Source organism: Actinoplanes nipponensis, assembly GCF_016862275.1.
In the GTDB taxonomy this organism is placed as follows: Bacteria; Actinomycetota; Actinomycetes; order Mycobacteriales; family Micromonosporaceae; genus Actinoplanes; species Actinoplanes nipponensis.
Genome location: NZ_BOMQ01000025.1, coordinates 1 through 21,233, shown reverse-complemented (window position 1 = coordinate 21,233; position 21,233 = coordinate 1). Strand labels below are relative to the sequence as shown.

The following is a 21,233-nucleotide window of genomic DNA, read 5'->3' as shown; positions in this document are numbered from 1 at the left end:
CGCGCTCTTTCTCGCCGTCAAATCCGGGTCTTACCGGTTTTGCGTGAGAGTTTCGCGCAAGTCCCGATCCGTAACCTCGGTCGAGAGCCGCGCACGACTCTATCCGATGCTATTTCCTGGGGTTTGGCAGGACGGCCGGTAGCTGATTTCCCTGACCGGTGTCGCTTGGTCAGTTCGTCTTGCTTGCCTCGCCCGTTTCCCTGCCGGCTCGCAAAACATTACCTGGTCCCGCCGGGAGCGCCAAATCGGCCCCCCGTGGCCCCGGCCACATCCGGTCCGGAACGCTCCCGATGATCATTCGGAGGGCCACTGAGCAGGGAAAAGAGCGGTGTGTAGCGGCGTCCCCCGATCGAGTAACGAGGGGAACGGGGAAGTCGGCGGGGCAACGGCATGAGGGCGGGGAGACGACGTCCTCCGGCACAGGTCGGGTGGGCCGGGGTGGCAGCTGGGTGGCGGAGGGCCGGGGCCGGAGGAGCGAGATGGCGCGGACGCCGGACCAGCCGAGAGGACCGATCGCGCGGCGCCGGTGCCCGGGGGCTGGATAAGCAGAGCCCACGAGGAAGCAAAGACGGGACCGCATGTACGAAGAGGCCAGAAGCGCCGGGAGAGAAGGAACGCAAAGGGAACAAGCGCGGGGAGGGAGAACGTGCGCAGGAGGAACGCGGGCAGGGAGAACGCGGACAGCAGCAACGCGGACAGCAGGAAGACAGGGAGGACGCGGGCAGGGCAGACGCAGACGCAGACGCAGACAGGGAAGACCAGCACGGCGGAAGTCGCAGGACAGGGAACACGCGAACAGCGGAAGACGCGGACGGGAGGTCGCAACGCGCAACAACGGGGAGCACAAGACGATCCGTGGGCCAGGACGAAAGTGGCGGAACCACAGCAAGCGCAGCACAGGAAGCGACAGAACAGCCGGACAGGACAGGTCGTGGCAGGACCACAGGTCCAAGCAAGAGGGCTGACAGCGCCACAGGTGCCAATCAAGAACTGCCAGGACAGCAAGGCGCAGGACAAGGGCTAGCGGTGAATGGACGAGGCGCCAGCAGGAAGGCGACAACAACCAGGACGGACTCGCCGTCGCACCCACCCCCCTCCCCCGGCGTATGGTGCTGCCCTTGACTGCAGGCGCAGGTTGACGCGACAAGGGAGCCGACGGGATCACCGTGTCCGATGACGATGACCTCCTTCCCGCTCTCCGGGCCGCCCAGGACGGTGACGAGCGGGGTTTCGCGACCGTGTGGCGGGCGTTGCAACCCGCCGTCCTCCGCTACTTGCGGGTCGTGGTGGGTGACGCCGCCGAGGACGTCGCCTCCGAGACGTGGTTGCAGGCCGCCCGGGATCTGCACCGCTTCGCCGGCGACGTGCCCGCGTTCCGGGGCTGGCTGTTCCGGATCGCCCGGCATCGGGGGATCGACGAGCGGCGCCGGGCCGGGCGGCGGGTCGAGGAGCCGGCGGAGTCCGCGGGCCAGGACGGCGCGCTGCGGGCCCGGGATGCCGCCGCCGAGGCGATCGAGGGCTCGGACACCCGGTGGGCGCTGGGTCTGATCGCGTCGCTGCCCACCGACCAGGCCGAGGCGGTCATGTTGCGGGTCGTCGCCGGGCTGGATGTCGCCACGACGGCCAAGGTGCTCGGTAAGCGTTCCGGCGCCGTCCGGGTGGCCACGATGCGGGGTTTGCGCAAGCTGGCGGCCCATCCGCAGGTGCTGGCGCGGAACGCGCCGGTGCCCGGCGCCGCGCCGGTCGATCCGGCTCTGCCGGAGGGGGTGTAACGCGGTGGGGACCTGGAGCGCTCTTCGGTACGCGATGTCGATGAGGCGAGTCCGCCGGATCGGTCTCTCCGAGGCCGATCGGCTTGTTGCCGGTGCACGGCCCGACCCTGGCATGGAGGGTCTGGCCGGGCTGCTCGACGCCGCCAGGGCCTCCACCCCCGGGGAGGACCTGGCCGGCGAGCGGGCGGCAGTGGCCGGCTTCCTCGCCGCCCGGCAGCGTGCTGTACCGACCGCGCCGCCGAGGAGGAAGAACCGTGAGGCCAGGACGTTCGCGATGACGGTGGCTCTCGGATTCGCTGTTCTGACCTTCGGTGGCACCGCCTTGGCGGCGCGGACGGGAAGCCTCCCCCCGGCGGCGCAGGAGCGGGCGCACGCCCTCTTCTCCGGCGTGGGGGTGCCACCGCCACCGGCGCCCGTGCCGGCCACGTCGGCGCCGCCCACCACGGGTCGCGCCGTACCGTCGCCGACCCCGGCGCCCAGCCGGACCGCGACGCCGGCGCCGAGTGCGACGGCGGCCACGGAGCTGTGCCGGGTCTGGGACGCCGCCGGGCAGGATCCGCCCGGCCGGGATGTGCCAGCGGAGGTACGGCGCAGTCTGGCCGCTGCGGCCGGTGGGGTGCCGCGGATCGACGGCTTCTGCGCCGCGCTGCTCGGCGAGGCGTCCCGGAGCAGTTCCGCCGGTGCGCCCGCGAGCAGCGGCACGCCGCCCGGCCCGGGCAAGCCGGCCGGGAAGCCCTCGGCCCCCGGCAAACCCACGGTGACGCCCAGTCACCCGGGCAAGGGCAACGGCCACACCAAGAAGTAGAGCTGAGGAGAACCTGCCGTGGATCCGGTGTTCCTGGACCGTACCGGCCGGCGCCGGCGGTTCTTCGTGGCCGCGGGTTCGGCCGGCGGGCTGCTGCTGCTGATCGCCGCGGTGGCGCTGGTCGCCGGGTTCACCGGGGCGGGACCGGGCTCGGTGCCCGGCTGGCCGGGCGGCGCGGACCGGCGGGTCGACCGGCCGGAGTCCGCGGTGTCGGTGCGGCCCCAGCCGGCCCGGCAGCCCGCGACGACCCGGCCCGCGACCACCGCCGCGCAGCGGACCGCCTCCCCCACCGCGACCGTGACCACGACGCCGGCGCCCGCTTCCGCCACGCCGAGCAGCTCACCGACCGCGACGGTCAACCCGCACCGGCGGGTGCCGACGCACACGCCCAACCCGCACAAGAGCAAGGACAAGTGACGGATGGGCAAACGGGTACGCCGGCCCGCGCCGCGCGCACACTGGGTCCTGCTGGCCCTGCTCATGCTGGTGCTGCTGGCCGAGCTGTCGCTGAACGGGTACGTCAGCCACGTCGGCGCGGAGGGCAGTGACGCACCCGCCGCGGCCGGCGCCGGTGGCCGGGTCCCGCCCGGTGTCACCGACGGCGCGGCCGTGCTGCGGATCGGGGCCGACGGGTCGGTGAGCAGCCGGGCCATGCCGGCCGGGACGATCGCGCTGACCTTCGACGACGGGCCCGATCCGGTCTGGACGCCGCGGGTCCTGGCGGTGCTGGCCCGGTACCGCGCCCGCGCCACGTTCTTCCAGGTGGGGTCCCGGGTCAACGAGCATCCGGAGATCGCCCGCCAGGTGGTGGCCGCGGGCAGCGAGATCGGCTCGCACACGTTCAGCCACCTGGCGCCGGCGGGCGCGCCGGGCCGGCTGCTGGACGCCGAGCTGACCCTGACCGGCAACGCCGTCGCGGCCGCCACCGGGCAGCGGCCGGTGCTGATGCGGCCCCCGTACTCCTCGTCGCCGGACGCGGTCACCGGCGCCGACTTCGCCGCGCTGCGCCGGATCGGCGGCGAGGGCTACCTGGTGGCGCTGACCGACCGGGACACCGAGGACTGGCGCCGGCCGGGGGTGGACGCGATCGTGCGGGCGGCCCAGCCGGCGCGCGGCGCCGGTGCGGTGGTGATGCTGCACGATTCGGGCGGTGACCGGGCGCAGACCGTGGCCGCGCTGGAGCGGATGATCCCGGCGATGCAGAAGCGGGGTTACCGGTTCGTCACGGTCTCGGAGGGGCTGGGGCTGCCCGCGGCGCCCCGGGCCACGGCGGGCGAGCGCTGGCGCGGGCACGCGCTGCGGGTGGCGCAGCTGTCCGGTGGCTGGCTGGCCCGGGCGATGACGGTGCTGATGCTGATCGCGGTGGTGCTCGCCGCCGTACGGCTGTTGGTGCAGTTGTGGTGTGCCCGGGCGCACCGGCGGCGGGTGCGGGCGCTCGACGCCCGGCCCCTGGTCAGCCTGGGTCTGGTGTCGGTGATCGTGCCGGCCTACAACGAGGCGGCCAACATCGCCGGCACGGTGCGCTCGCTGCTGGCCAACGACTACCCGCTGCTGGAGGTGATCGTCGTCGACGACGGTTCCAGCGACGACACCGCCGGCATCGTGGAGCGGCTCGCCCTGCCCCGGGTCCGGGTGATCCGGCAGCGCAACGCCGGCAAGCCCGCCGCGCTGAACACCGGCGTCCGGTACGCCCGCGGTGACATCTTCATCATGGTGGACGGCGACACCGTCTTCGAGCGCGACGCCGTCGGGCGGCTCATCCAGCCGTTGCAGGACCCGGCGGTGGGGGCGGTCTCCGGCAACACCAAGGTCGCCAACCGGGGCGGGCTGCTGGGCCGCTGGCAGCACCTGGAGTACGTGATCGGCTTCAACCTGGACCGGCGGATGTTCGACGTGGGCCGGTGCATGCCCACGGTGCCCGGCGCGATCGGCGCCTTCCGCCGGGCCGCCGTGCGCGACGTCGGCGGCGTCTCGCACGACACGCTGGCCGAGGACACCGACTTCACCATGGCGGTGATCCGGGCCGGCTGGCGGGTCGTCTACCAGCCCGGCGCGGTGGCCTGGACGGAGGCGCCGGCCTCGCTGCGGCAGTTGTGGCGTCAGCGGTACCGCTGGTGCTACGGCACCATGCAGGCGATGTGGAAGCACCGGCGGTCGCTGACCCAGCGCGGCCCGGCGGGCCGGCTCGGCCGGCGCGGCCTCGGCTATCTGCTGATCTTCCAGGTGCTGCTGCCGCTGAGCGCGCCCATGGTCGACGTGTACGGCCTCTACGGCCTGTTCTTCCTCCCGCTCGGCCAGGTCGCCGCGGTGTGGGCGGGCTTCACCGCCGTGCAGGTGGCCACGGCGGCGTACGCGCTGCGGCTCGACGGCGAGAGCTACGGCCCGCTGTGGAGCCTGCCCCTGCAGCAGGTCGTCTACCGGCAGCTCATGTACCTGGTCGTGGTGCAGTCCACGGTGATGGCCCTGCTCGGCGGGCGGCTGGGCTGGCACCGGATGGTCCGCACCGGCGCCGCCACGGCCCACATCACCGCGACGACGCCGGAGCCGGCCCTGCCGCTCGTGTCGCCGGCGCCGGCCGGCCACCCCCGGCAGCCGGTCCGCTGGCCGACCAACTAGGCGGCCGGGTCAGCGGATGACCTCGACGCCGGCGAACGTGCGCTTGCCCCGGCGGAGCACCAGGAACCGGCCCTGCAGCAGCGCCGACTCGGCGACCGTGGCCTCCGGGTCGGTCAGGCGCTCGTTGTTGAGGTAGGCGCCACCCTCGGCGATCGTGCGGCGCGCCTCGCCACCGCTCTTGACCAGGCCCGCCGTCTGCAGCAACGCCGTCACGGTGGGCAGCTCGCCGCGTACCTCGGTCAGCCCGGCCTCGGCCAGCGCGGCCCGCAGCGTCTCGGCCGAGAGCTCGGTCAGGGATCCCCGGCCGAACAGCGCCTGGCTGGCCGTGACCGCCTGCCGCGCCTCCTCCTCGCCGTGCACCAGCGCGGTGATCTCGTAGGCCAGCTCGCGCTGGGCGAGCCGGGCCTGCGGCCGCTCGGCCGTGGCCTTCTCCAGCTCCTCGATCTCCTCGCGGCTCTTGAAGCTGAAGTAGCGCAGGTACTGCGGGACGTCGCGGTCGTCGGCGTTGACCCAGAACTGGTAGAACGCGTACGGCGAGGTCATCGCCGGGTCGAGCCAGGTGGCGCCGCCCTCGCTCTTGCCGAACTTGGTGCCGTCGGCCTTGAGCACCAGCGGCGTGGTGAAGGCGTGCACCGGGCCCGCGCCCCGCCGGCGGACGAAGTCGACGCCCGCGGTGATGTTGCCCCACTGGTCGGAGCCGCCGAACTGGAGCGAGCAGCCGTGCCGCCGGTGCAGCTCGTGGAAGTCGTTGGCCTGCAGCAGCTGGTAGCTGAACTCGGTGTAGCTGATGCCGGTCTCCAGGCGGTTCTTCACCACGTCGCGGGCCAGCATCTTGGTGACCGGGAAGTGCTTGCCGACGTCCCGCAGGAAGTCGATCACCGACAGCTCGCCGGTCCAGTCCAGGTTGTTGACCATGGTGGCCGCGTTGTCACCCTCGTAGCTGACGAAGGGGGCGAGCTGGTCGCGGATCCGCAGCACCCAGCCCGCGGTCACCTCGCGCGGGTTGAGCACGCGCTCGGCCGACTTGCCGCCCGGGTCGCCGATCTGGCCGGTCGCGCCGCCGACCAGCAGCAGCGGGCGGTGCCCGGCCAGCTGCAGGCGGCGGGCGGTGACGACCTGCATGAGGTTGCCGACGTGCAGGGAGGCGGCGGTCGGGTCGAAGCCGACGTAGAACGTGATCGCCTCGCCGTCGAGGTGCTTGCGCAGCTCCTCGGGGTCGGTCGAGTCCTGGATCAGTCCGCGCCACTGCATGTCGTCAACGAGAGTCACCCGGGAATTGTCCCGCACCGCCCGCCCGTGGTGACACCGGGTTTGGGGATGCCGGACCGGCACCGCGGTGCGAGGCTGGGACCATGAGTCGCCTGGGATCCGCCGCCGCGCCGGTCGAGCTGTCCAAGAAGAAGGCCGAGGACCGCCTGGAGTCCGCCCAGGAGCACCTGCTGCGGCTCCGGCTGCTGCTCGGCGGCCAGCTCGGCGAGCACAAGATCGGCCCGCCGCTGTGCGTGGTCTTCGAGGGCTGGGACGCCTCCGGCAAGGGCGGCGCCATCAAGCGCCTGGTCGCCCCGCTCGACCCCCGGCACGTGCGGGTCTCCCAGTTCGCCGCGCCGACCTACGACGAGAAGAGACACCACTTCCTGCAGCGGTTCTGGGCCGTGCTGCCCGGCTGGGGCGGCATGACGGTCCTGGACCGCTCCTGGTACGGCCGTGTCCTCGTCGAACGGGTCGAGGGCTTCGCCACCGAGGAGCAGTGGACCCGCGCCTACGACGAGATCGTCGAGTTCGAGCGCACCCTCGTGGCCGAGGGCACCATCCTGGTCAAGTTCTGGATGCACGTCTCGCCGGAGGAGCAGCTGCGCCGCTTCGAGGACCGGGCCCAGGACCCGCTGCGGTCGTGGAAGCTCACCGACGAGGACTGGCGCAACCGCGACCGCCGCGCCGACTACGAGGACGCGATCGACGACATGATCGCCCGCACCGACCGGAAGGGGGCGCGCTGGAAGGTCATCGCCGGCGACAGCAAGCCGCACGCCCGGCTCGCTGTCGTGGAGCATGTCAGCCACGCCGTGGAGAAGGCGCTCACCCGGCGCGGCTACGACCTGCACGACGCCGACTGATCACGGGGCACATGGATCCGTCGATTGCTTGTAGGGTCCCCCGTCGTGAAGACCATCCTGCACGCGCTCGGCGCGGCCCTCGTCACCGCCGGGGTGCTGGCGATTCCCTCCGCGGCTCAGGCGGCGGAGGACGTGCCGCTGTTCGGCGCCCTGACCGAACGGGACAAGAACAACAACTCGGTGGTCTACCCGATTCAGCGGGGCGAGACCATTCCGGTGGTGCTCGGCGTGACGAACCGCGGGACCGCGCCGTCGGCCGGCGTCGTGGTCAACATCCGGGTGTTCAACGACCTGAACCTGCCCCGGACCTTCACCAACTGCCGGTACTACACCGACAGCAACCTCGACGGCGCCTACTGCGAGTTCGACCGGGAGTTGCCGGTCGGCGGCACCTACGCGCTCTCGCCGTTCCAGGTCTCCGCCGAGCCGAAGGCCGAGGACTTCACCAGCAGCGTCGTCTTCCAGTGGTTCCCGAAGGACTGGGCCGACAAGCAGGGCGGCATCGAGAAGCTGGCCGGCAACGCCGGCGGTCCGGGCGGGACCCCGGAGGCCGGCTCCGGCGGCGAGCTCACCCTGCAGCCCCAGGAGCTGCCGGTGCCGGAGCAGACCCAGCGGGTCGGCTTCGCCTACGTCGCGCTCAAGACGCCGCCGACGTCCCCGACCGCCACCCCGACGTCCACGCCCACGTCGGCGCCGACCGCCACCCCGACCGGCACGGTCGCGGCGCCCGCGACCACCCCGCCGGCCGACGGCGGCGGTGAGGGCGGCGGACTGCCGGTGACCGGTCTCAACATCGCCGCCGTGGCGGGGGCCGGGGTGCTGCTGCTGCTGGCCGGCGTGCTCGCCTTCCTGTTCACCCGGCGCCGCAACAAGTTCACCGCCTGACGGCTCCGTCGGCGGGGCCGCCCAGCCAGTGCGCCCCGGTCCAGCCCAGCAGCCGGCGACCACCGGCCGGCGTGTGCTCACCGGTGAACCGGCCGCCCCGGGCGACGTGAATGAGCGCGACCACGGCCGGTTCCAGCCCGGCCCGGACCCGGTCCGGCGCGGCGGCGAGCTCGGTGCGGCACCGGTCGATGAGCGGCCCGGGGTCCCCGGCGCCGGGCTGCGACAGGCAGAAGACCAGGTGCCGCCAGGCGTAGGCGACGTCCTTGATCGTCGACAGCGGCCGCGGGCCGCCGATCCGGCCGGCCAGCCGGACCACCACGGCGAAGGTACGCCGGGCCGCGACGGCCCAGCCCTCGGCCGGGGTGACCCCGACCGCGTGCACCAGGGTGGCCAGGTTGTGGGTGGTCAGGATCTGCGCCTGCTCGATGACCATCCCGGATGCCGGCGCCGGGGTCGAGCACCGCGACGCGCCCCACCACGATCCGGGCCAGGAGGTGGTCGGCCGGCACGGCTGCCTGCTGGGCCTGCCACCGGCGCAGCGCCGCGTGTTCCGCCGACCCGGGCCGGCCCGGCGCGCCAGCATCGCCTCGACCACGTGCCGCAGCATGCCCCGCCGCCGGGGCGTCAGCTCGCCGTCGCGGGTGGCCTCCTCGGCCGCGAGCCGCAGGACGGCGAGGTTCTCCCCGGGGCGGCGGTGCTTGCCGCAGCGGGTGTGGGTGGCGGCGAGCACGGTCTACAGCGCCTCGTGCATGGCCGCCACCCGGGGATTCTCGTCCCGTCCGGCCAGCGTGGCCGCGACCGCGCCGGCGCTGACCCGCCAGACCGTCGACGGGTCGGGCCCGCCGCCGGGTGCGGCCTCCGGGGTGAGACACAGCCGGCCGGCGTACGGGCCGAGCTCGTCCAGCAGGTCCAGCGCCCGGACCCGGTCGCCGGCCCGCAGCAGCCACGCCACCGCGGGCAACGCCGCCGGCTCCGGGAACTCCAGCCGGCGCCATCCCGGTCACGACCTGCCACCAGCGCCGCACCCGGTCCTCGGCCCGCGCGCGGGTCGCGGCGTCCTCGTGGGTCGCGGCGGTCACGAACGCCGCTCACCGACCATGGAACACCGGACCGGCGGGCCCGCCGGATTTTCGGCCGCTCAGGCCGACGGCGCGTACGCGGGCAGCCCCAGCGCCTTGCGGATCGACTGCTGCACCTCGTCGGGCGCCGGCCGGGCGTCGACGTCGTGGACGACCTCCTTGCGTCCGAACAGCTCCAGCACCGGGCGGGTCTTCTCGTGATAGTCGCGCAGCCGGGCCGCGAGCGCCTCCGGGGTGTCGTCGGCGCGGGTGATCAGCTCGGTGCCGCAGATGTCGCAGCGGCCCTCGACCTCGGGCCGGTCGGCGATCAGGTTGTAGTCCATGCCGCAGTTCGGGCAGAGCCGGCGGCTGAGCACCCGGCGGCGCACCTCGTCGTCGGGCAGCTCGAGGTGGATGACCCCGTCGATGTCGTAGCTCTCCATGAAGAACTCGGCCTGCCGGCCGTTGCGGGGGAAGCCGTCGATGACGAACCCGAAGTTCCAGTCGTGCTGGTCCAGCCGGTCGCGGACCACGGTCTCCACCATGTCGTCGCCGACCAGCTCGCCGGCGTTCATGATGCGGCGGACCTGGGCGCCGAGCTTGGTGTGGCGCTGCACGTGCCAGCGGAAGATGTCGCCGACGCTGATGTGCACCAGGTCCAGGTCGTCGCAGAGCAACTGGCTCTGGGTGCCCTTGCCGCTGCCCTGCACCCCCATGACCACGTACTTGCGCATGGTGTCGTCCTCTCTAGTCAGCGGCGCCCACGCGCAGCGGGCCCGGCGCGCGTCCGTCCAGTCCGGACGGGTCGATGCTCCAGCCATCGGCGACGCGCAGCACGTCCTGCTCGCCGACCAGCACGGTCGTCTCCTCGGCGGTGAAGGCCGCCGGCAGCCCGGCGGACCGTTCGGCCGGGTCCGGGTCGCCGTGCCACGAGGTGACGTCACCGGTCTGCCCGACGTAGCCGAAGGTGCGCACCAGCTCGCCGTCGACGGCCCGCTGCCAGCGGTGCGTCTCGGTGACCCGGTGGGTCGCGAAGAACTGGACCTCGGTGTGCAGGCGCGCGGAGAGCTCCACCACGTCCACGACCGTATCGGGACGCAGCAGGTAGCGCCCGGCCGCCAGCACCCAGGACGTGCCGCGGGCGCCCGGCAGCGGCGGCGTCACCGCGACCCGGTCGTCGGTGAGGTGCGCCAGGTCGAGCCCGGCGCGCCAGGCCACCTCGCCGAGATCGCGCAGGCCCAGGGCCTCCAGCACCCGCGCCGGGTCGCCGTCGCGCACGGCCAGCCACGCCTGCTTTCCACCGAAACCGACCATGACGTCCGTATCCATGTCCACCACGGTAGTGGTCAACTCGCGCCGGTCGCCGGTTATGCCCAGCCGTGGTCGCTGCGCAGCACGCCCGCGATCCGGTCGAAGCGGGCCCGGTCGAGGACCGCGCCCTCGCGGCGGATGCCGTCCTCGTCGACCTCCAGGACCCGGTCGAGGCGGACCCAGCTCGGCCGCGCGTCGCGGTCCCAGTCGCCGGGGCCGAGGGCCAGCCAGTTGCGCTGGCCGTCGCGCTCGCTCTGGCTGGAGAGCATCAGCCCGAGCAGGGTACGGCCGTCGCGGCCGACCACCAGCACCGGCCGGTCCTTGCCCTGCGACGGGTCGTCCTCGTACTTCACCCAGGTCCACACGATCTCGCCCGGGTCCGCGTCGCCGTCGAGGTTCGGGGAGTAGGCGATGCGGCGGCCGCGCTGGGCGGTCGGCACCTGCCGCGCGGCCGGCGGGGCGGGGCGCGCGGCCGGCGGGGCCGCAGCGGTACGGCGCCCCGCGACCCGGCGCAGCGTGCTGGTGATGCCGTTGAGGAGTCTGCTCACCCGCGCACTGTATCGGCCCGGGCGTCCTAGGCTCGCGGCATGACTCCGGGTATCGACGCGTGGCAGCCGTACTCCCCGGCCGAGCTGGCCGACCGGCTGGCCGGCCTGCCGGTCACCTGGGCCGTGGCCGGCGGGTGGGCGGCCGACCTGTTCCTCGGCCGGGTGACCCGCGCGCACCACGACCTCGAGGTGGCCCTGCCCGCGTCCGCGTTCGGGCTGCTGCGCGCGCGGTTCCCCGGCTGGGAGTTCCACGTGCCGAGGTCCGGGACGCTGACGCCGGCGGGCCCGCAGAGCCTGGCGGCCGAGTTCCAGACCTGGGCGCTGGACCCGGCCACCCGGACGTGGCGCTTCGACGTGTTCCGGGAGCCGCACGACGGCGACGTCTGGATCTGCCGGCGCGACGAGCGGATCCGCCGCCCGTACGCCGACATCGTGCGGCACACCGCGGACGGGATCCCGTACCTGGCCCCGGAGGTGGTCCTGCTCTTCAAGGCCAAGGCGGCCCGGGACAAGGACGAGCTCGACTTCGCCGCGCTGCTGCCGGACCTGTCCGCCGACCGGCGCGCCTGGCTGGACGCGGCGCTGGCGCTGGCGCATCCGCGGCACCCGTGGCGGGCCCGGCTGGCTCATTCCGCCGAGCGGTAGGCGACCTCCGGGTCCAGCAGCGCCGCCCAGGACGGCCGCCACCCCGGCCCGCGAGCCTCCACTTCGGAGCGCAGGTTGCCGCGCCAGGGCCCGGAGATGCCGTTGTCCTGCCACCAGGGCGGCCACGAGTCGTAGCGCCGCTCCACCGTCACCGCGTCCGCGGTGGTGTCGACGCGCAGGAACAGCCAGCGGCCGGGCTCGCCGCCCGCCTCGGCGGCGCGCAGCCGGCGGACCAGGTCGCTCAGCTCGCCGAACGCCCCGAACCGGCCCTCGCCGGGCCGGTCGGCCGGGGCCAGCTCGCCCGGCTGGGCGGCGAGGCTGCTGGCGTCGGCGTACACCCGCAGGCAGCAGCGGCCGTCGCCGCCGGGCGCACGACCGCGCAGCCAGGTGACCAGCGCGCCCAGCTCGCCGGTGGGTACCGGTTCGGGGCGCGCGCGTTCGGGCTCGGCGTGCATGGCGGCCCAGATGAGCCGGTCGTGCTCGTGGTCGCTGAGCTTGCGGACCCGGCGCCGCTGCGGGCGCCGGCCGGCGGCGGTCCGCGGCGCCGCGGCGCCCGGCGTCAGGCCACCGCGCGCGGCGACGGCCCGGCCGGCGGCCGCGTCCGGGGCCGGCCCGGTGAGCCGGCCGAGCAGCGCGGTCAGGGCGGCGCCGTCGATGTCACCGCGGGCGCCGGCGGCCAGCAGCTCCCCGGCGGCGGCCCGCACGCTCGCCCGCTCGCCGGGCGTGTCGACGTCGTGCTCGCCCCACTCGAAGACGAAGTCCACCAGCTCGGCCACCGTCGCCTCGGCGTCCAGCACGGCGCCGGCGGTCTGGGCCAGCCCGTCCTGCTCGCCGCCCGGATAGTCGACCCGGCGCCAGCCCGTGCCGTCGTGCCAGAGCACGTAGCCCAGCTGGTCCGTCGCCGCGTGCTCCAGCAGGTCGTCCCAGGGCAGCCAGTCCGGCGCGCCGTCGAGCAGGTCGAGCGGCGGGTCGGCGGCCGTGGTGTCGCTGTACTCGTGGTCGCAGCCGTACAGCACCGCGCGGCCGTCCGCGACGAGCGTGAGGTGCGACCAGTTGCCGCCGCCGTCGTCGTGGTGCGCGCCGGCGTCGTCCACCGACCAGACGTCGCGGTGGCCGAGCGCGCTCAGCGCCGCCGCCAGGGTCACCCAGCGGGTCCACAGCAGGCCCGGCGCGGGCAGGTCGACGGCGATGATCACCGGATCAGGCTATTGCCCCTTGAGGGTTTCGATGAACGCCGCCCACGTGTCGCGGCCGAAGATGAGGACCGGGCCGTCCGGGTCCTTGCTGTCGCGCACGGCGACCACTCCCGGCAGGTTGCCGGCGACCTCGACGCAGTCGCCGCCGTTGCTGCCGCTGCGGGTGCTCTTGTGCCACCGGGCACCGGTCAGGTCAGCCATCGCTCTCCTTGATGATCGTGGCGATCAGGTCGTCGGAGGCATGCCGGTCCAGGGCGACTTGTTCCAGCTCGGACCAGATGCCGCAATAAGTCTCGACCTCGCGGGGCTTGTCCAGGTAGAGGGCGCCGGTGAGTTTTTCGCAGTAGATCGTGGTGGGCTCCGGGGCGGCGGCGCCCACGGTGGGAAAGTCGAGGATGGTGAACGAACCGGCGCTGGACGCGCGGTGCGGCCCGGCCGAGAACGGCACCACCCGGACGCCGACACCGGGCCGCTGGGAGACGTTGACCAGGTGGGCCAGCTGCTTCTGCATGCCGAGGGTGTCCGCGATGGCCCGGCGCAGCACCCCCTCGTCGACGATCACGTCCAGGCGCGGCGGGCGCGGGTGCTCGCGGCGCAGCAGCCACTGGCGTTCCAGGCGGACCGCGACGGCGTTGCGCACCCCGGAGTCGTCCAGGTCGGTGCGCTGGCGGAAGACGCACTCGGCGTACTCGCGGTTCTGCAGCAGGCCCGGGATGACGCTGGGCGCGTAGTGCCGGAGCCGCTCGGCGGCGTTCTCCATGCCGACGTACAGCTCGAACCAGGCCGGGACGACGTCGCCGTACGCGTGCCACCAGCCCTTGGACTTCGATTCCCGGGCCAGGCCGACGAGCACCTCGGCCAGCTCGGCCGGGGCGCCGTAGACGGCGCACAGGGCGAGCACGTCGTGCCGGCGCAGCGACACCTCACCGTTCTCGATGCGGTACATCCGGGCCCGGGAGAACTCGAGCTCGACGGCGGCGGCCATCAGCGACAGGCCGGCCCGCTCGCGCAGCTGCCGCAGCAGCCGGCCGATCTGGCGGCGCGGGACCGTGGACCCGGTCTCGACGGCCACGCGGCGCCTCCTGTCGGAAAGTTGCCAGCTGCCTCGAACGAGACAGGGAGAATCCCGTTTCCGGAATCTCGCCCGACAGCCATTGATGACCGACCCTAGGTCAGGCACCCTCCTGTGTGTAGTCCTCAGATCGCTCAACGTGAGCGAAGGGACGTCGAAGGGGTGGGTGCGCACGCCGATGCTGCTGCCGCGGACGGAGCACCTGCCGGCCCGCCCGGCCTGGGACTGCCTGGTGTGCGAGCACGCCTGGCCGTGCGCGAACGCCAAGGCCGACCTCACCGGGCAGTACCTGCGGTTCCCGGCCGGGCTGGCGATCTACATGGCCTCGGTGATGTACGACGCGGTCGAGGACCTGACCGCCACCGGCGAGCCGACCCCCGCGGACCTGTACGAACGCTTCCTCGCCTGGGTCGGCTGACCGCGGGCATGATCACGGGCATGACTCCCGACCGGCTGGTGCCCTTCCAGAGCCTGTGCAACTTCCGCGACCTCGGCGGCTACGCGACCGCCGACGGCCGTACGACCCGCTGGCGCACCCTCTACCGCGCCGACTCGCTCGGCCGGCTCAGCGGCGAGGCGGACCGGCGGCGCTTCGCCGAGCTGGGCATCGGCACGGTCATCGACCTGCGGTACCCCTGGGAGATCGCCGCCGCCGGCCGGCTGCCCGCCACGGACGGCGTGACCTGGCTCAACCTCAGCATCGAGCACCGCACCTACGACCAGTCGCAGATCGATCCGGACCTCGACCCGTGGCGGTACCTGGCCGACCGGTACGCCGAGGTCGCCGCCGACGGCACCGCCGAGCTGCGCCGGGCCGTGGAGACCATCGCCGCCGCCGACGCGCCCGTGGTCTTCCACTGCGCCTCGGGCAAGGACCGCACCGGGCTGCTCGCCGCGCTGGTGCTGGCGCTGCTCGACGTGCCGGTCGAGACGATCGCCGCCGACTTCGCGCTCACCGAGCTGGCCACCAGGGCGCTGCGGGAGCGCTGGCTGGCCGAGCACCCCGGCCGGGAGCTGCGCTGGCCCGGCTACGGCCGGGCGCCGGCCACGATCATCCGGCTGTTCCTGGCCGACCTCGCCGCCGCGCACGGTTCGGTGCACGAGTACGCGGCAACGCGGTTGCAGCTCGACGACGGCGTCCTGGCCGCCCTGCGCGCCCGGCTTCTTATGTCTTCGTGAGTCGATCCTTAAGCGCACCTGAGGAGTCCCCCGCAGCCGGGCCGCCGGCCGCATAGTCGAGGCGTTGCCGTCCCCCACCCGGCGACCTGCCGCGCCCGCGCGGCCGCAGCCCGCGACTCCCGAGGTGACCGTTCCGTGCCGATGCCCGCCGCCCAGAAGTTCCAGTACACGCTGGTGGCGGGAGCCACCGCCGTGGTGATCGGGGTGGGTTTCACGGTCGTCGGGTTCCACCGCCAGGCCGCTCCCCCGGCGACCCGGACCGCCGCCGACGTCCCCCTCGTCGCGGCCGCGCCCACCGGCGATCCCGGCGCCGGCACCGACCTGCTCGACGACGCGCCGCTGCCCGGCCCGGCCTCCTCGTCGGCCGGCGCGCCGAGCAGCACCCCCGTCTCGAAGGCGCCGACCGCCGCCCCGAAGAAGCCGAAGGCGTCCCCGACCCCGCGCCGCACGACCGCGCCGGCACCCCGCCCGAAGCCGAAGAAGGCCCCGGTGACCAGCGGCTCGGTGCTCGATCGGGTGCTGGACCACATCAACGCGGCCCGCGCCGGCGAGGGGCTGGCGGCGCTGACCCTGGACCCGGCGCTGTCGAAGGCCTCGGCGCTGCACAACCAGCGGATGATCGACGGGTGCGGCCTGGCCCACGAGTGCTCCGGCGAGGGCGGCATCGGGACCCGGTTCAGCGCGCAGGGCGTGCAGTGGCGCTCGGCCGGCGAGAACATCGGCTTCGGCTTCGCCGCCGACTCGGACGACGCCGTCGTCAAGGCGGCCGACGGGCTGTGCGACAGCATGCTCGCCGAGGTCCCGCCGGAGGACGGGCACCGCCGGAACCTGCTGAGCAAGGACTTCCGGCGGATCGGGCTCAGCGTGGTCCGTGAGTCGAGCGGCAAGGTCTGGCTGACCCAGGACTTCGTCGGATGACCGGCCGGTGGCCGAGCGGGCCGGCCCGGCGCCGCCGTCTGCGCGACATGTTCGGCCCCACCCGGCCGTTCGGCCCGAACCGGCCGGGCGGCCAGTGCGGTCCGGTGAAGCGCACCCGCCCGGCGGGGCCGCGGCGACCGGCCCGCTGACCGCCTCCCCCTCGTTCCTCCCCGCCGGCGCCGCCCTGTTGCGGTGACCCGGCATACTCGGCCCGGCAGTGACCGGGACCGCCCGGCCTGCCCCGCCGACGGTTCCGCACACCCGGGGAGAAGCCATGGCCCGCACCCGATCACCCTGACCCTCGACTGTCCAAACAGGAGGTTTTGCGCGGCCGCGCGGGCGGCCACCGACACGGGGGAAGTCCAACGTTGCCGATATCTCGTCGTGCCGCCCTGAGCCTGCTCGCTCTGGGCGCCGTCAGCACCGCACCGGCCTGCGGCACCACCGCCGCGGCCACCACGACCACCACCGCCCACCCCGGCCGCGGCGAACGCCGGGCGACGGGGCTCACCGCCAACCCGGTCGTGCTGGAGAACCAGCTCACCGGCGACGGCGGCTGGCGGCTCACCGGGACCCGGACCGCCGACGACGCCGCGCGGCAGATCCAGGGCTACGCCGGCGCGACCTCGGTCAACGCCGGCGACCCGCTCGACTTCCACGTCTCGGTGGCCCGGGACCGGCCGTTCACCGTCTCGGTGTACCGGCTGGGCCACTACGACGGGGCGGGCGGCCGGCGGATGCTGACCAGCGGTCCCCTCCCCGGCCGGGAGCTGCCGCTGCCGGCCACCGACGCCGGCACCGGGCTGATCGCCTGCGACTGGCCGGTGGCCTGGACCCTGGCCGTGCCCGCCGACTGGACCTCCGGCTACTTCCTGGCCGTGTTCGAGACCGACGACGGCTGGCGCAGCTGCACGCCGTTCGTGGTGCGCAACGACCAGCGCGCGGCGGACTTCCTGGTCGTGGTCCCCTTCACCACCTACCAGGCGTACAACTTCTGGCCCGCCGACGGCCGGACGGCGCGCAACCTCTACCGCGGCTACCTGCGGCCCGGCAAGGTCGGCGGCATCACCGAGCGCGCCTTCCAGGTCTCCTTCGACCGGCCGTACTCCGGCCCGGGCCTGCCGAAGTGGTCCGAGCTCGACCTGGCCGCCGCCCGCTGGCTGGAGTCCGCCGGCTTCGACGTGGCCTACGTGTCCAGCCTGGACCTGCACGAGCAGCGGGTCCGGCCGGACCGGCACTGCGGGCTGATCTTCCCCGGCCACGACGAGTACTGGTCGCAGGCCATGCGGGACACCGCCGAGCGCGCCGTGGACGACGGGACGCACCTGGCGTTCCTCGCCGCCAACAACATCTACTGGCACATCCGCCTCGAGGCCGCCCGCGACGGCCGCGCGAACCGGGTGGTGACCTGCTACAAGGACGCCCCCGACCCGGACGCCGGCGCGCCCGGGCCGACCCGCAACTGGCGCAAGCTCGGCAAGAGGCACAGCCAGGCCGAGCAGCGGCTGCTGGGCGTGCAGTACAACGGCATGCTGGCCTCGCCGGTGCCGCTGCGGATCACCCAGAGCCGGCACTGGTTCTGGGCGGGCACCGGCGTCCGCGACGGCGACACGGTGGCCGGCCTGGTGGCGGTCGAGGCGGACGGCCACCACCCGAAGATCAAGCTGGCCCGGAAGGCGCGCCAGGCGCTGCTGTCCGACACCCCGTACCAGGATCAGCTCGGCCGGGGGGCGCGCGTGCAGAACACGAGCGTCTACGAGACCGCGCAGGGCACGCTGGTCTTCGCCGCGGCGACCTTCCACTGGTGCCTGGCGCTGGTCGAGTCGCCGTACACCGACGCGCGGATCCAGCGGGCGACCAGGAACCTGGTCACCCGCATGCTGGCCGGTCGCCGGGACCGGCGGGGGCTTGCCAAGGGCGGCGCTGCTCCGCTATCGATGACCGGGTGACGCGTCGGTTGCCGGCGATGCCCGCCGCCATCGTGGTGGCCACGGTGGTGGCCGTGGTGGTCGTGCTCGTGGCGGGCGGGCCGGACCGGGTGGGCGTCGCGATGATCCTGCTGATCGGGGTCCCCCTCCTGATCGCCATCGGCGGCGGATCCGATCACGCGTGGCAGGCCACGCCGCGCCCGGCGGAGCCCCCGTCTGCCGGGGAGCGCTGCCTCGGATTGGTCTTCGCGATGCCCGCGGTGCTGGGCCAGACCGCGCTTCTGGTCGTGGCGGGGTGGCAGGTGCTGGCGTCGGCCGCGGACGGGGACGCGGTGTGCGCGGTGGCGGTGGTTCCCCTCGCCATGGTCGCCGCCTGGCGGAGCCGGCAGCTGGGCCGGCGACTCCGCGCCGGAGGCTAGGTCCGCTCCGGCGTCCAGGGGCTCTGCGCCGGGAGCCGGCCGGCGTAGCGGCCGCTGGGCCGGAACCGGCTGGGCTCGTCCGCGTACTCCTCCAGCGCGTGGGCGATCCACCCGGCGGTCCGGGCGACCGCGAAGATCGCCTCCCCGGCGTCGGCGTCCATGCCGTGGGCCAGGGCGAACACGGCCAGGGCGAAGTCGATGCTGGGCGCGGCGCCGGAGTGGCTGAGCATGGCCGCCGTCACGTCGGCCGCGGCCCGGCGGAGCGCCTGCTGCTCGACGGCGGCCAGCGGCCCGCGCAGCAGCTCCAGCAGGACGGCCGCGCGCGGGTCCCCGGCCGGGTAGAGCGGCTGGCCGAAGCCGGCGACCCAGCCGTCGGCGCGCAGCCGGCCGGCGATGGCCTCGACCGCGTCCCCGGTGCGCAGCACCTCGCTCAGCAGGGCGAACACGAGGTGGCTGGCCGCGCCGTGCCGCGGGCCGTCGAGCGCGGCCAGGCCGGCCTGGATCACCGCGTACGGGTGGGCCCGGGTGGACGCCGCCACCCGGGCCGCGAAGGTCGAGGCGGCCAGGTCGTGGTCGGCCAGCAGCACCAGCGCCGCGTCGAGGGCGGCGACGCCGGACGCGGTGGGCGGACGGTCGGTCAGGCGGCACCACAACGCCGCGGCCAGGCTGTGCTCGTCCGCCGGCCGGGCGCGTACCGGCAGCGCCGCGACCATGGTCCCCAGGATCGTGCGGCCGCGGGCGATGACCGCCGCCGGTGTGGTGTCGAAGCGCAGCCGGTCCGCGGCGGCGATCGCGGCGACCGCGACCCGCAGCCGGTCGGTCGCCCGGGCGCCGGCCGGCAGCGGCGCGGTGACGGCCCGGGCCAGGGCGAGCAGCCCGGGATCGGGCTCGGCCGGCACGTGCTCCAGCCTCGCGGTCCACAGCAGGGTGGCGACCGACTCGAACGACGCCGTGCCGGCGAGCTCCCGAACGGACCGGCCGCGGTAGTACAGCTCGCCGCCGGTGATCAACGTGATGCCGGTGTGCGTGGCGGGGGCCTCCGGCGTGGCTCCCGGCCGTTTGCGGCCCGCGGCGAAGGCGGCCACGTCGGGCTCGGCGAACAGGCTCTCCTTGCCGTCGGCGTTGCGCCGGCTGGCCAGCAGGCCCCGGCTCACGTACGCGTACACCGTCGCCTTCTTCACGCCCAGCCGGCGGGCCACCTCGTCGGTCGTCAGCAGCCGCTCCGCACCCATGTGGCCATCTTCTCATGTTGACTGAATCAACGTTGACATAGTGATGCGACCGGGCCGACATTGAAGCGATGCTGACTGTGAAACCAGGACTCGCCGACGTCATCGCCTTCGACACCGGGATCGCCGAGCCGGACCGCGGCGGCGGGTCGCTGCGCTACCGCGGGATCGACATCGACAAGCTGATCGGGCGGGCCGCCTTCGCCGACGTGTGGGGCCTGCTGGTCGACGGCGACTTCGCCCGGCCGTTGCCGGCGGCCGAGCCGTTCGCCGTACCCGTGCGCTCCGGGGCCATCCGGGTCGACCTGCAGGCCGCGACCGCCGTGCTCGCGCCGCGCTGGGGTCTGCGGCCGCTGATCGACGTGGACGACGCGCAGGCCCGCGACGACCTGGCCCGGACGTCCGCCGCGATGCTGTCGTTCGTCGCGCAGGCGGCCCGCGGGCCGGCGCTTCCGGCGGTGCCGCAGCGCCGGATCGACGAGGGCCGCACCGCCGCCGAGCAGTTCATGATCCGCTGGCAGGGCGAGCCGGACCCGCGCCGGGTCGAGGCGGTCGACCGGTACTGGGTCTGCGCGGCGGAGCACGGCATGAACGCCTCGACCTTCACCGCGCGCGTGGTCGCCAGCACCGGCGCGGACGTGGCCGCGTGCCTCTCGGCGGCGGTCGCCTCCCTCTCCGGGCCACTGCACGGCGGCGCGCCGTCCCGGGCGCTGGGCATGGTGGAGGACGTCGAGCGGCGCGGCGACGCCCGCGCCTACGTCAAGGAGGTGCTGGACAGCGGCCGGCGCCTGATGGGCTTCGGGCATCCGATCTACCGGGCCGAGGATCCCCGGGCCCGGATCCTGCGGGCCGCCGCCCAGGAGCTCGGCGCCCCCCGGTACGAGGTCGCGCTCGCCCTGGAGCAGGCCGCGCTCGCCGAGCTGCGGGACCGCAAGCCCGACCGGGTCCTGGAGACCAACGTGGAGTACTGGGCGGCGATCGTGCTGGACTTCGCCGGCGTGCCCGCCGAGCTGTTCACGCCGCTGTTCGCCTGCGCCCGTACGGCCGGCTGGAGCGCGCACATCGTCGAGCAGAAGCGGCTCGGGAAGATCATCCGGCCGTCAGCCGACTACGTGGGCGAGGCCGACCGGGAGCCCGCGGCGCTCGCCGGCTGGGAGCGCCTGACCGGCACCCGCTAGCGTTTCGCGGGTGGACGACTACTCCTGGCTGCGCATCCCGGCATCGGACGTGGACCGGGCGGCGCGCGCGCTGCTCGGCTGGCGGCTCGCCGCCAACGGTGTCACCGTCCGGCTGACCGAGGTGGAGGCGTACAGCGGGCTCGGGCAGGATCCGGCCAGCCACGCGCACCGCGGCGTGACCGCGCGCAACGAGGTCATGTTCGGCCCGGCCGGCCGGCTCTACGTCTACCAGATCTACGGCATGCACTTCTGCGCCAACGTCGTGTGCGGCGAGGAAGGGGTGGCGGCCGCGGTGCTGCTGCGCGCTGGAGAGGTCGTCGACGGGCTGGAGACCGCCCGGGCGCGGCGGGCGGCCGCCCG

The 21,233-nt window shown here is 74.3% G+C and carries 24 protein-coding genes; 14 read left to right on the top strand and 10 right to left on the bottom strand.

What is annotated here, in order from left to right; translation table 11 throughout:
- Positions 1-1,166 precede the first annotated feature (1,166 nt).
- The 4 genes from Ani05nite_RS09990 to Ani05nite_RS09975 all read left to right on the top strand — a co-directional run bounded on the left by Ani05nite_RS09990 (position 1,167) and on the right by Ani05nite_RS09975 (position 5,193).
- Entirely contained in the window at positions 1,167-1,772 is a 606-nt protein-coding gene (locus tag Ani05nite_RS09990) for an RNA polymerase sigma factor (protein WP_203767047.1), read from the top strand.
- A gap of 112 nt (positions 1,773-1,884) precedes the next feature.
- Positions 1,885-2,577: a hypothetical protein gene (locus Ani05nite_RS09985; RefSeq protein ID WP_203767044.1), complete on the top strand. Its 693-nt coding sequence runs from the start codon at positions 1,885-1,887 to the stop codon at positions 2,575-2,577.
- Positions 2,578-2,595: 18 nt separating this feature from the next.
- Positions 2,596-2,994, top strand: coding sequence for a hypothetical protein (locus Ani05nite_RS41795; RefSeq protein ID WP_203767042.1), 399 nt, complete (start codon positions 2,596-2,598; stop codon positions 2,992-2,994).
- A gap of 3 nt (positions 2,995-2,997) precedes the next feature.
- Positions 2,998-5,193, top strand: a complete 2,196-nt coding sequence (locus tag Ani05nite_RS09975; protein ID WP_203767040.1) for a bifunctional polysaccharide deacetylase/glycosyltransferase family 2 protein — start codon at positions 2,998-3,000, stop codon at positions 5,191-5,193.
- Between the two features lie 9 nt (positions 5,194-5,202).
- Here Ani05nite_RS09975 and tyrS read toward each other — a convergent pair whose 3' ends face one another.
- A complete protein-coding gene (gene tyrS, locus Ani05nite_RS09970) occupies positions 5,203-6,444 on the bottom strand; it encodes a tyrosine--tRNA ligase (RefSeq protein ID WP_203767054.1) in 1,242 nt (413 codons plus the stop codon).
- A gap of 101 nt (positions 6,445-6,545) precedes the next feature.
- Here tyrS and Ani05nite_RS09965 point away from each other — a divergent pair, with 101 nt between their 5' ends.
- Positions 6,546-7,307, top strand: a complete 762-nt coding sequence (locus Ani05nite_RS09965; protein ID WP_203767038.1) for a polyphosphate kinase 2 family protein — start codon at positions 6,546-6,548, stop codon at positions 7,305-7,307.
- Between the two features lie 45 nt (positions 7,308-7,352).
- Positions 7,353-8,192, top strand: a complete 840-nt coding sequence (locus Ani05nite_RS09960; RefSeq protein WP_203767036.1) for a hypothetical protein — start codon at positions 7,353-7,355, stop codon at positions 8,190-8,192.
- Here Ani05nite_RS09960 and Ani05nite_RS09955 read toward each other — a convergent pair.
- From Ani05nite_RS09955 to Ani05nite_RS09935, 5 genes are all read right to left on the bottom strand, one after another.
- Entirely contained in the window at positions 8,182-8,922 is a 741-nt protein-coding gene (locus Ani05nite_RS09955; RefSeq protein WP_203767034.1) for a hypothetical protein, read from the bottom strand. The two genes, Ani05nite_RS09960 and Ani05nite_RS09955, sit on opposite strands and share 11 nt — an antisense overlap.
- 3 nt (positions 8,923-8,925) lie before the next feature.
- Positions 8,926-9,153, bottom strand: a complete 228-nt coding sequence (locus Ani05nite_RS09950) for a hypothetical protein (protein WP_203767031.1) — start codon at positions 9,151-9,153, stop codon at positions 8,926-8,928.
- A 177-nt stretch (positions 9,154-9,330) separates the two neighbouring features.
- Positions 9,331-9,984: an adenylate kinase family protein gene (locus Ani05nite_RS09945; RefSeq protein ID WP_203767029.1), complete on the bottom strand. Its 654-nt coding sequence runs from the start codon at positions 9,982-9,984 to the stop codon at positions 9,331-9,333.
- Between the two features lie 13 nt (positions 9,985-9,997).
- A complete protein-coding gene (locus Ani05nite_RS09940; RefSeq protein WP_203767026.1) occupies positions 9,998-10,579 on the bottom strand; it encodes a hypothetical protein in 582 nt (193 codons plus the stop codon).
- 38 nt (positions 10,580-10,617) lie between these two features.
- Positions 10,618-11,109, bottom strand: a complete 492-nt coding sequence (locus Ani05nite_RS09935) for a type II toxin-antitoxin system PemK/MazF family toxin (protein ID WP_203767023.1) — start codon at positions 11,107-11,109, stop codon at positions 10,618-10,620.
- 39 nt (positions 11,110-11,148) lie between these two features.
- Here Ani05nite_RS09935 and Ani05nite_RS09930 point away from each other — a divergent pair, with 39 nt between their 5' ends.
- Positions 11,149-11,754 (top strand): nucleotidyltransferase domain-containing protein, encoded by a 606-nt coding sequence (locus Ani05nite_RS09930; RefSeq protein WP_203767020.1) that lies wholly within the window; start codon positions 11,149-11,151, stop codon positions 11,752-11,754.
- On the opposite strand, the gene Ani05nite_RS09925 is transcribed toward Ani05nite_RS09930, so the two are convergent.
- From Ani05nite_RS09925 to Ani05nite_RS09915, 3 genes are read right to left on the bottom strand one after another with little or no spacing between them, the layout of a single operon-like run.
- A complete protein-coding gene (locus Ani05nite_RS09925; RefSeq protein ID WP_203767018.1) occupies positions 11,736-12,950 on the bottom strand; it encodes a hypothetical protein in 1,215 nt (404 codons plus the stop codon). The genes Ani05nite_RS09930 and Ani05nite_RS09925 overlap by 19 nt on opposite strands.
- 9 nt (positions 12,951-12,959) lie before the next feature.
- Entirely contained in the window at positions 12,960-13,151 is a 192-nt protein-coding gene (locus Ani05nite_RS09920; protein ID WP_203767016.1) for a DUF397 domain-containing protein, read from the bottom strand.
- Positions 13,144-14,022 carry a helix-turn-helix domain-containing protein gene (locus Ani05nite_RS09915; protein WP_203767014.1) on the bottom strand — a complete coding sequence of 293 codons (879 nt, stop codon included), beginning with the start codon at positions 14,020-14,022 and terminating at the stop codon, positions 13,144-13,146. Before Ani05nite_RS09915 ends, Ani05nite_RS09920 begins: the two co-directional genes overlap by 8 nt.
- A gap of 139 nt (positions 14,023-14,161) precedes the next feature.
- Between Ani05nite_RS09915 and Ani05nite_RS09910 the strand changes: the two genes are divergently transcribed.
- From Ani05nite_RS09910 to Ani05nite_RS09890, 5 genes are all read left to right on the top strand, one after another.
- Positions 14,162-14,440, top strand: coding sequence for a hypothetical protein (locus tag Ani05nite_RS09910; RefSeq protein WP_239129577.1), 279 nt, complete (start codon positions 14,162-14,164; stop codon positions 14,438-14,440).
- 20 nt (positions 14,441-14,460) lie between these two features.
- Positions 14,461-15,201 (top strand): tyrosine-protein phosphatase, encoded by a 741-nt coding sequence (locus Ani05nite_RS09905; protein WP_203767012.1) that lies wholly within the window; start codon positions 14,461-14,463, stop codon positions 15,199-15,201.
- A gap of 141 nt (positions 15,202-15,342) precedes the next feature.
- Positions 15,343-16,119: a CAP domain-containing protein gene (locus Ani05nite_RS09900; protein ID WP_239129579.1), complete on the top strand. Its 777-nt coding sequence runs from the start codon at positions 15,343-15,345 to the stop codon at positions 16,117-16,119.
- A 368-nt stretch (positions 16,120-16,487) separates the two neighbouring features.
- On the top strand, positions 16,488-18,068 hold the full coding sequence (locus tag Ani05nite_RS09895; RefSeq protein ID WP_203767008.1) for a N,N-dimethylformamidase beta subunit family domain-containing protein: 1,581 nt from the start codon (positions 16,488-16,490) through the stop codon (positions 18,066-18,068).
- Positions 18,065-18,466, top strand: coding sequence for a hypothetical protein (locus Ani05nite_RS09890; protein ID WP_203767005.1), 402 nt, complete (start codon positions 18,065-18,067; stop codon positions 18,464-18,466). Before Ani05nite_RS09895 ends, Ani05nite_RS09890 begins: the two co-directional genes overlap by 4 nt.
- On the opposite strand, the gene Ani05nite_RS09885 is transcribed toward Ani05nite_RS09890, so the two are convergent.
- On the bottom strand, positions 18,463-19,698 hold the full coding sequence (locus Ani05nite_RS09885) for a citrate synthase (RefSeq protein WP_203767004.1): 1,236 nt from the start codon (positions 19,696-19,698) through the stop codon (positions 18,463-18,465). The genes Ani05nite_RS09890 and Ani05nite_RS09885 overlap by 4 nt on opposite strands.
- Before the next feature lie 68 nt (positions 19,699-19,766).
- Between Ani05nite_RS09885 and Ani05nite_RS09880 the strand changes: the two genes are divergently transcribed.
- Together Ani05nite_RS09880 and Ani05nite_RS09875 are read left to right on the top strand one after the other, a co-directional pair.
- The gene (locus Ani05nite_RS09880) at positions 19,767-20,873 is read left to right on the top strand and encodes a citrate synthase 2 (RefSeq protein WP_203767003.1); all 1,107 of its coding nucleotides are present in this window, start codon (positions 19,767-19,769) and stop codon (positions 20,871-20,873) included.
- 10 nt (positions 20,874-20,883) lie between these two features.
- A partial coding sequence (locus Ani05nite_RS09875) for a DNA-3-methyladenine glycosylase (RefSeq protein WP_203767002.1) occupies positions 20,884-21,233 on the top strand: 350 nt, incomplete at its 3' end.

What these genes read in the sequence shown, in the direction of transcription:
- Ani05nite_RS09985 (WP_203767044.1), top strand. Translation starts at nt 1,885, where the DNA reads ATGGAGGGTCTGGCCGGGCTGCTCGACGCCGCCAGGGCCTCCACCCCC.
- Ani05nite_RS09975 (WP_203767040.1), top strand. Translation starts at nt 2,998, where the DNA reads ATGGGCAAACGGGTACGCCGGCCCGCGCCGCGCGCACACTGGGTCCTG.
- tyrS (WP_203767054.1), bottom strand. Translation starts at nt 6,444, where the DNA reads ATGCAGTGGCGCGGACTGATCCAGGACTCGACCGACCCCGAGGAGCTG.
- Ani05nite_RS09965 (WP_203767038.1), top strand. Translation starts at nt 6,546, where the DNA reads ATGAGTCGCCTGGGATCCGCCGCCGCGCCGGTCGAGCTGTCCAAGAAG.
- Ani05nite_RS09945 (WP_203767029.1), bottom strand. Translation starts at nt 9,984, where the DNA reads ATGCGCAAGTACGTGGTCATGGGGGTGCAGGGCAGCGGCAAGGGCACC.
- Ani05nite_RS09940 (WP_203767026.1), bottom strand. Translation starts at nt 10,579, where the DNA reads ATGGATACGGACGTCATGGTCGGTTTCGGTGGAAAGCAGGCGTGGCTG.
- Ani05nite_RS09930 (WP_203767020.1), top strand. Translation starts at nt 11,149, where the DNA reads ATGACTCCGGGTATCGACGCGTGGCAGCCGTACTCCCCGGCCGAGCTG.
- Ani05nite_RS09920 (WP_203767016.1), bottom strand. Translation starts at nt 13,151, where the DNA reads ATGGCTGACCTGACCGGTGCCCGGTGGCACAAGAGCACCCGCAGCGGC.
- Ani05nite_RS09905 (WP_203767012.1), top strand. Translation starts at nt 14,461, where the DNA reads ATGACTCCCGACCGGCTGGTGCCCTTCCAGAGCCTGTGCAACTTCCGC.
- Ani05nite_RS09900 (WP_239129579.1), top strand. Translation starts at nt 15,343, where the DNA reads ATGCCCGCCGCCCAGAAGTTCCAGTACACGCTGGTGGCGGGAGCCACC.
- Ani05nite_RS09885 (WP_203767004.1), bottom strand. Translation starts at nt 19,698, where the DNA reads ATGGGTGCGGAGCGGCTGCTGACGACCGACGAGGTGGCCCGCCGGCTG.
- Ani05nite_RS09880 (WP_203767003.1), top strand. Translation starts at nt 19,767, where the DNA reads ATGCTGACTGTGAAACCAGGACTCGCCGACGTCATCGCCTTCGACACC.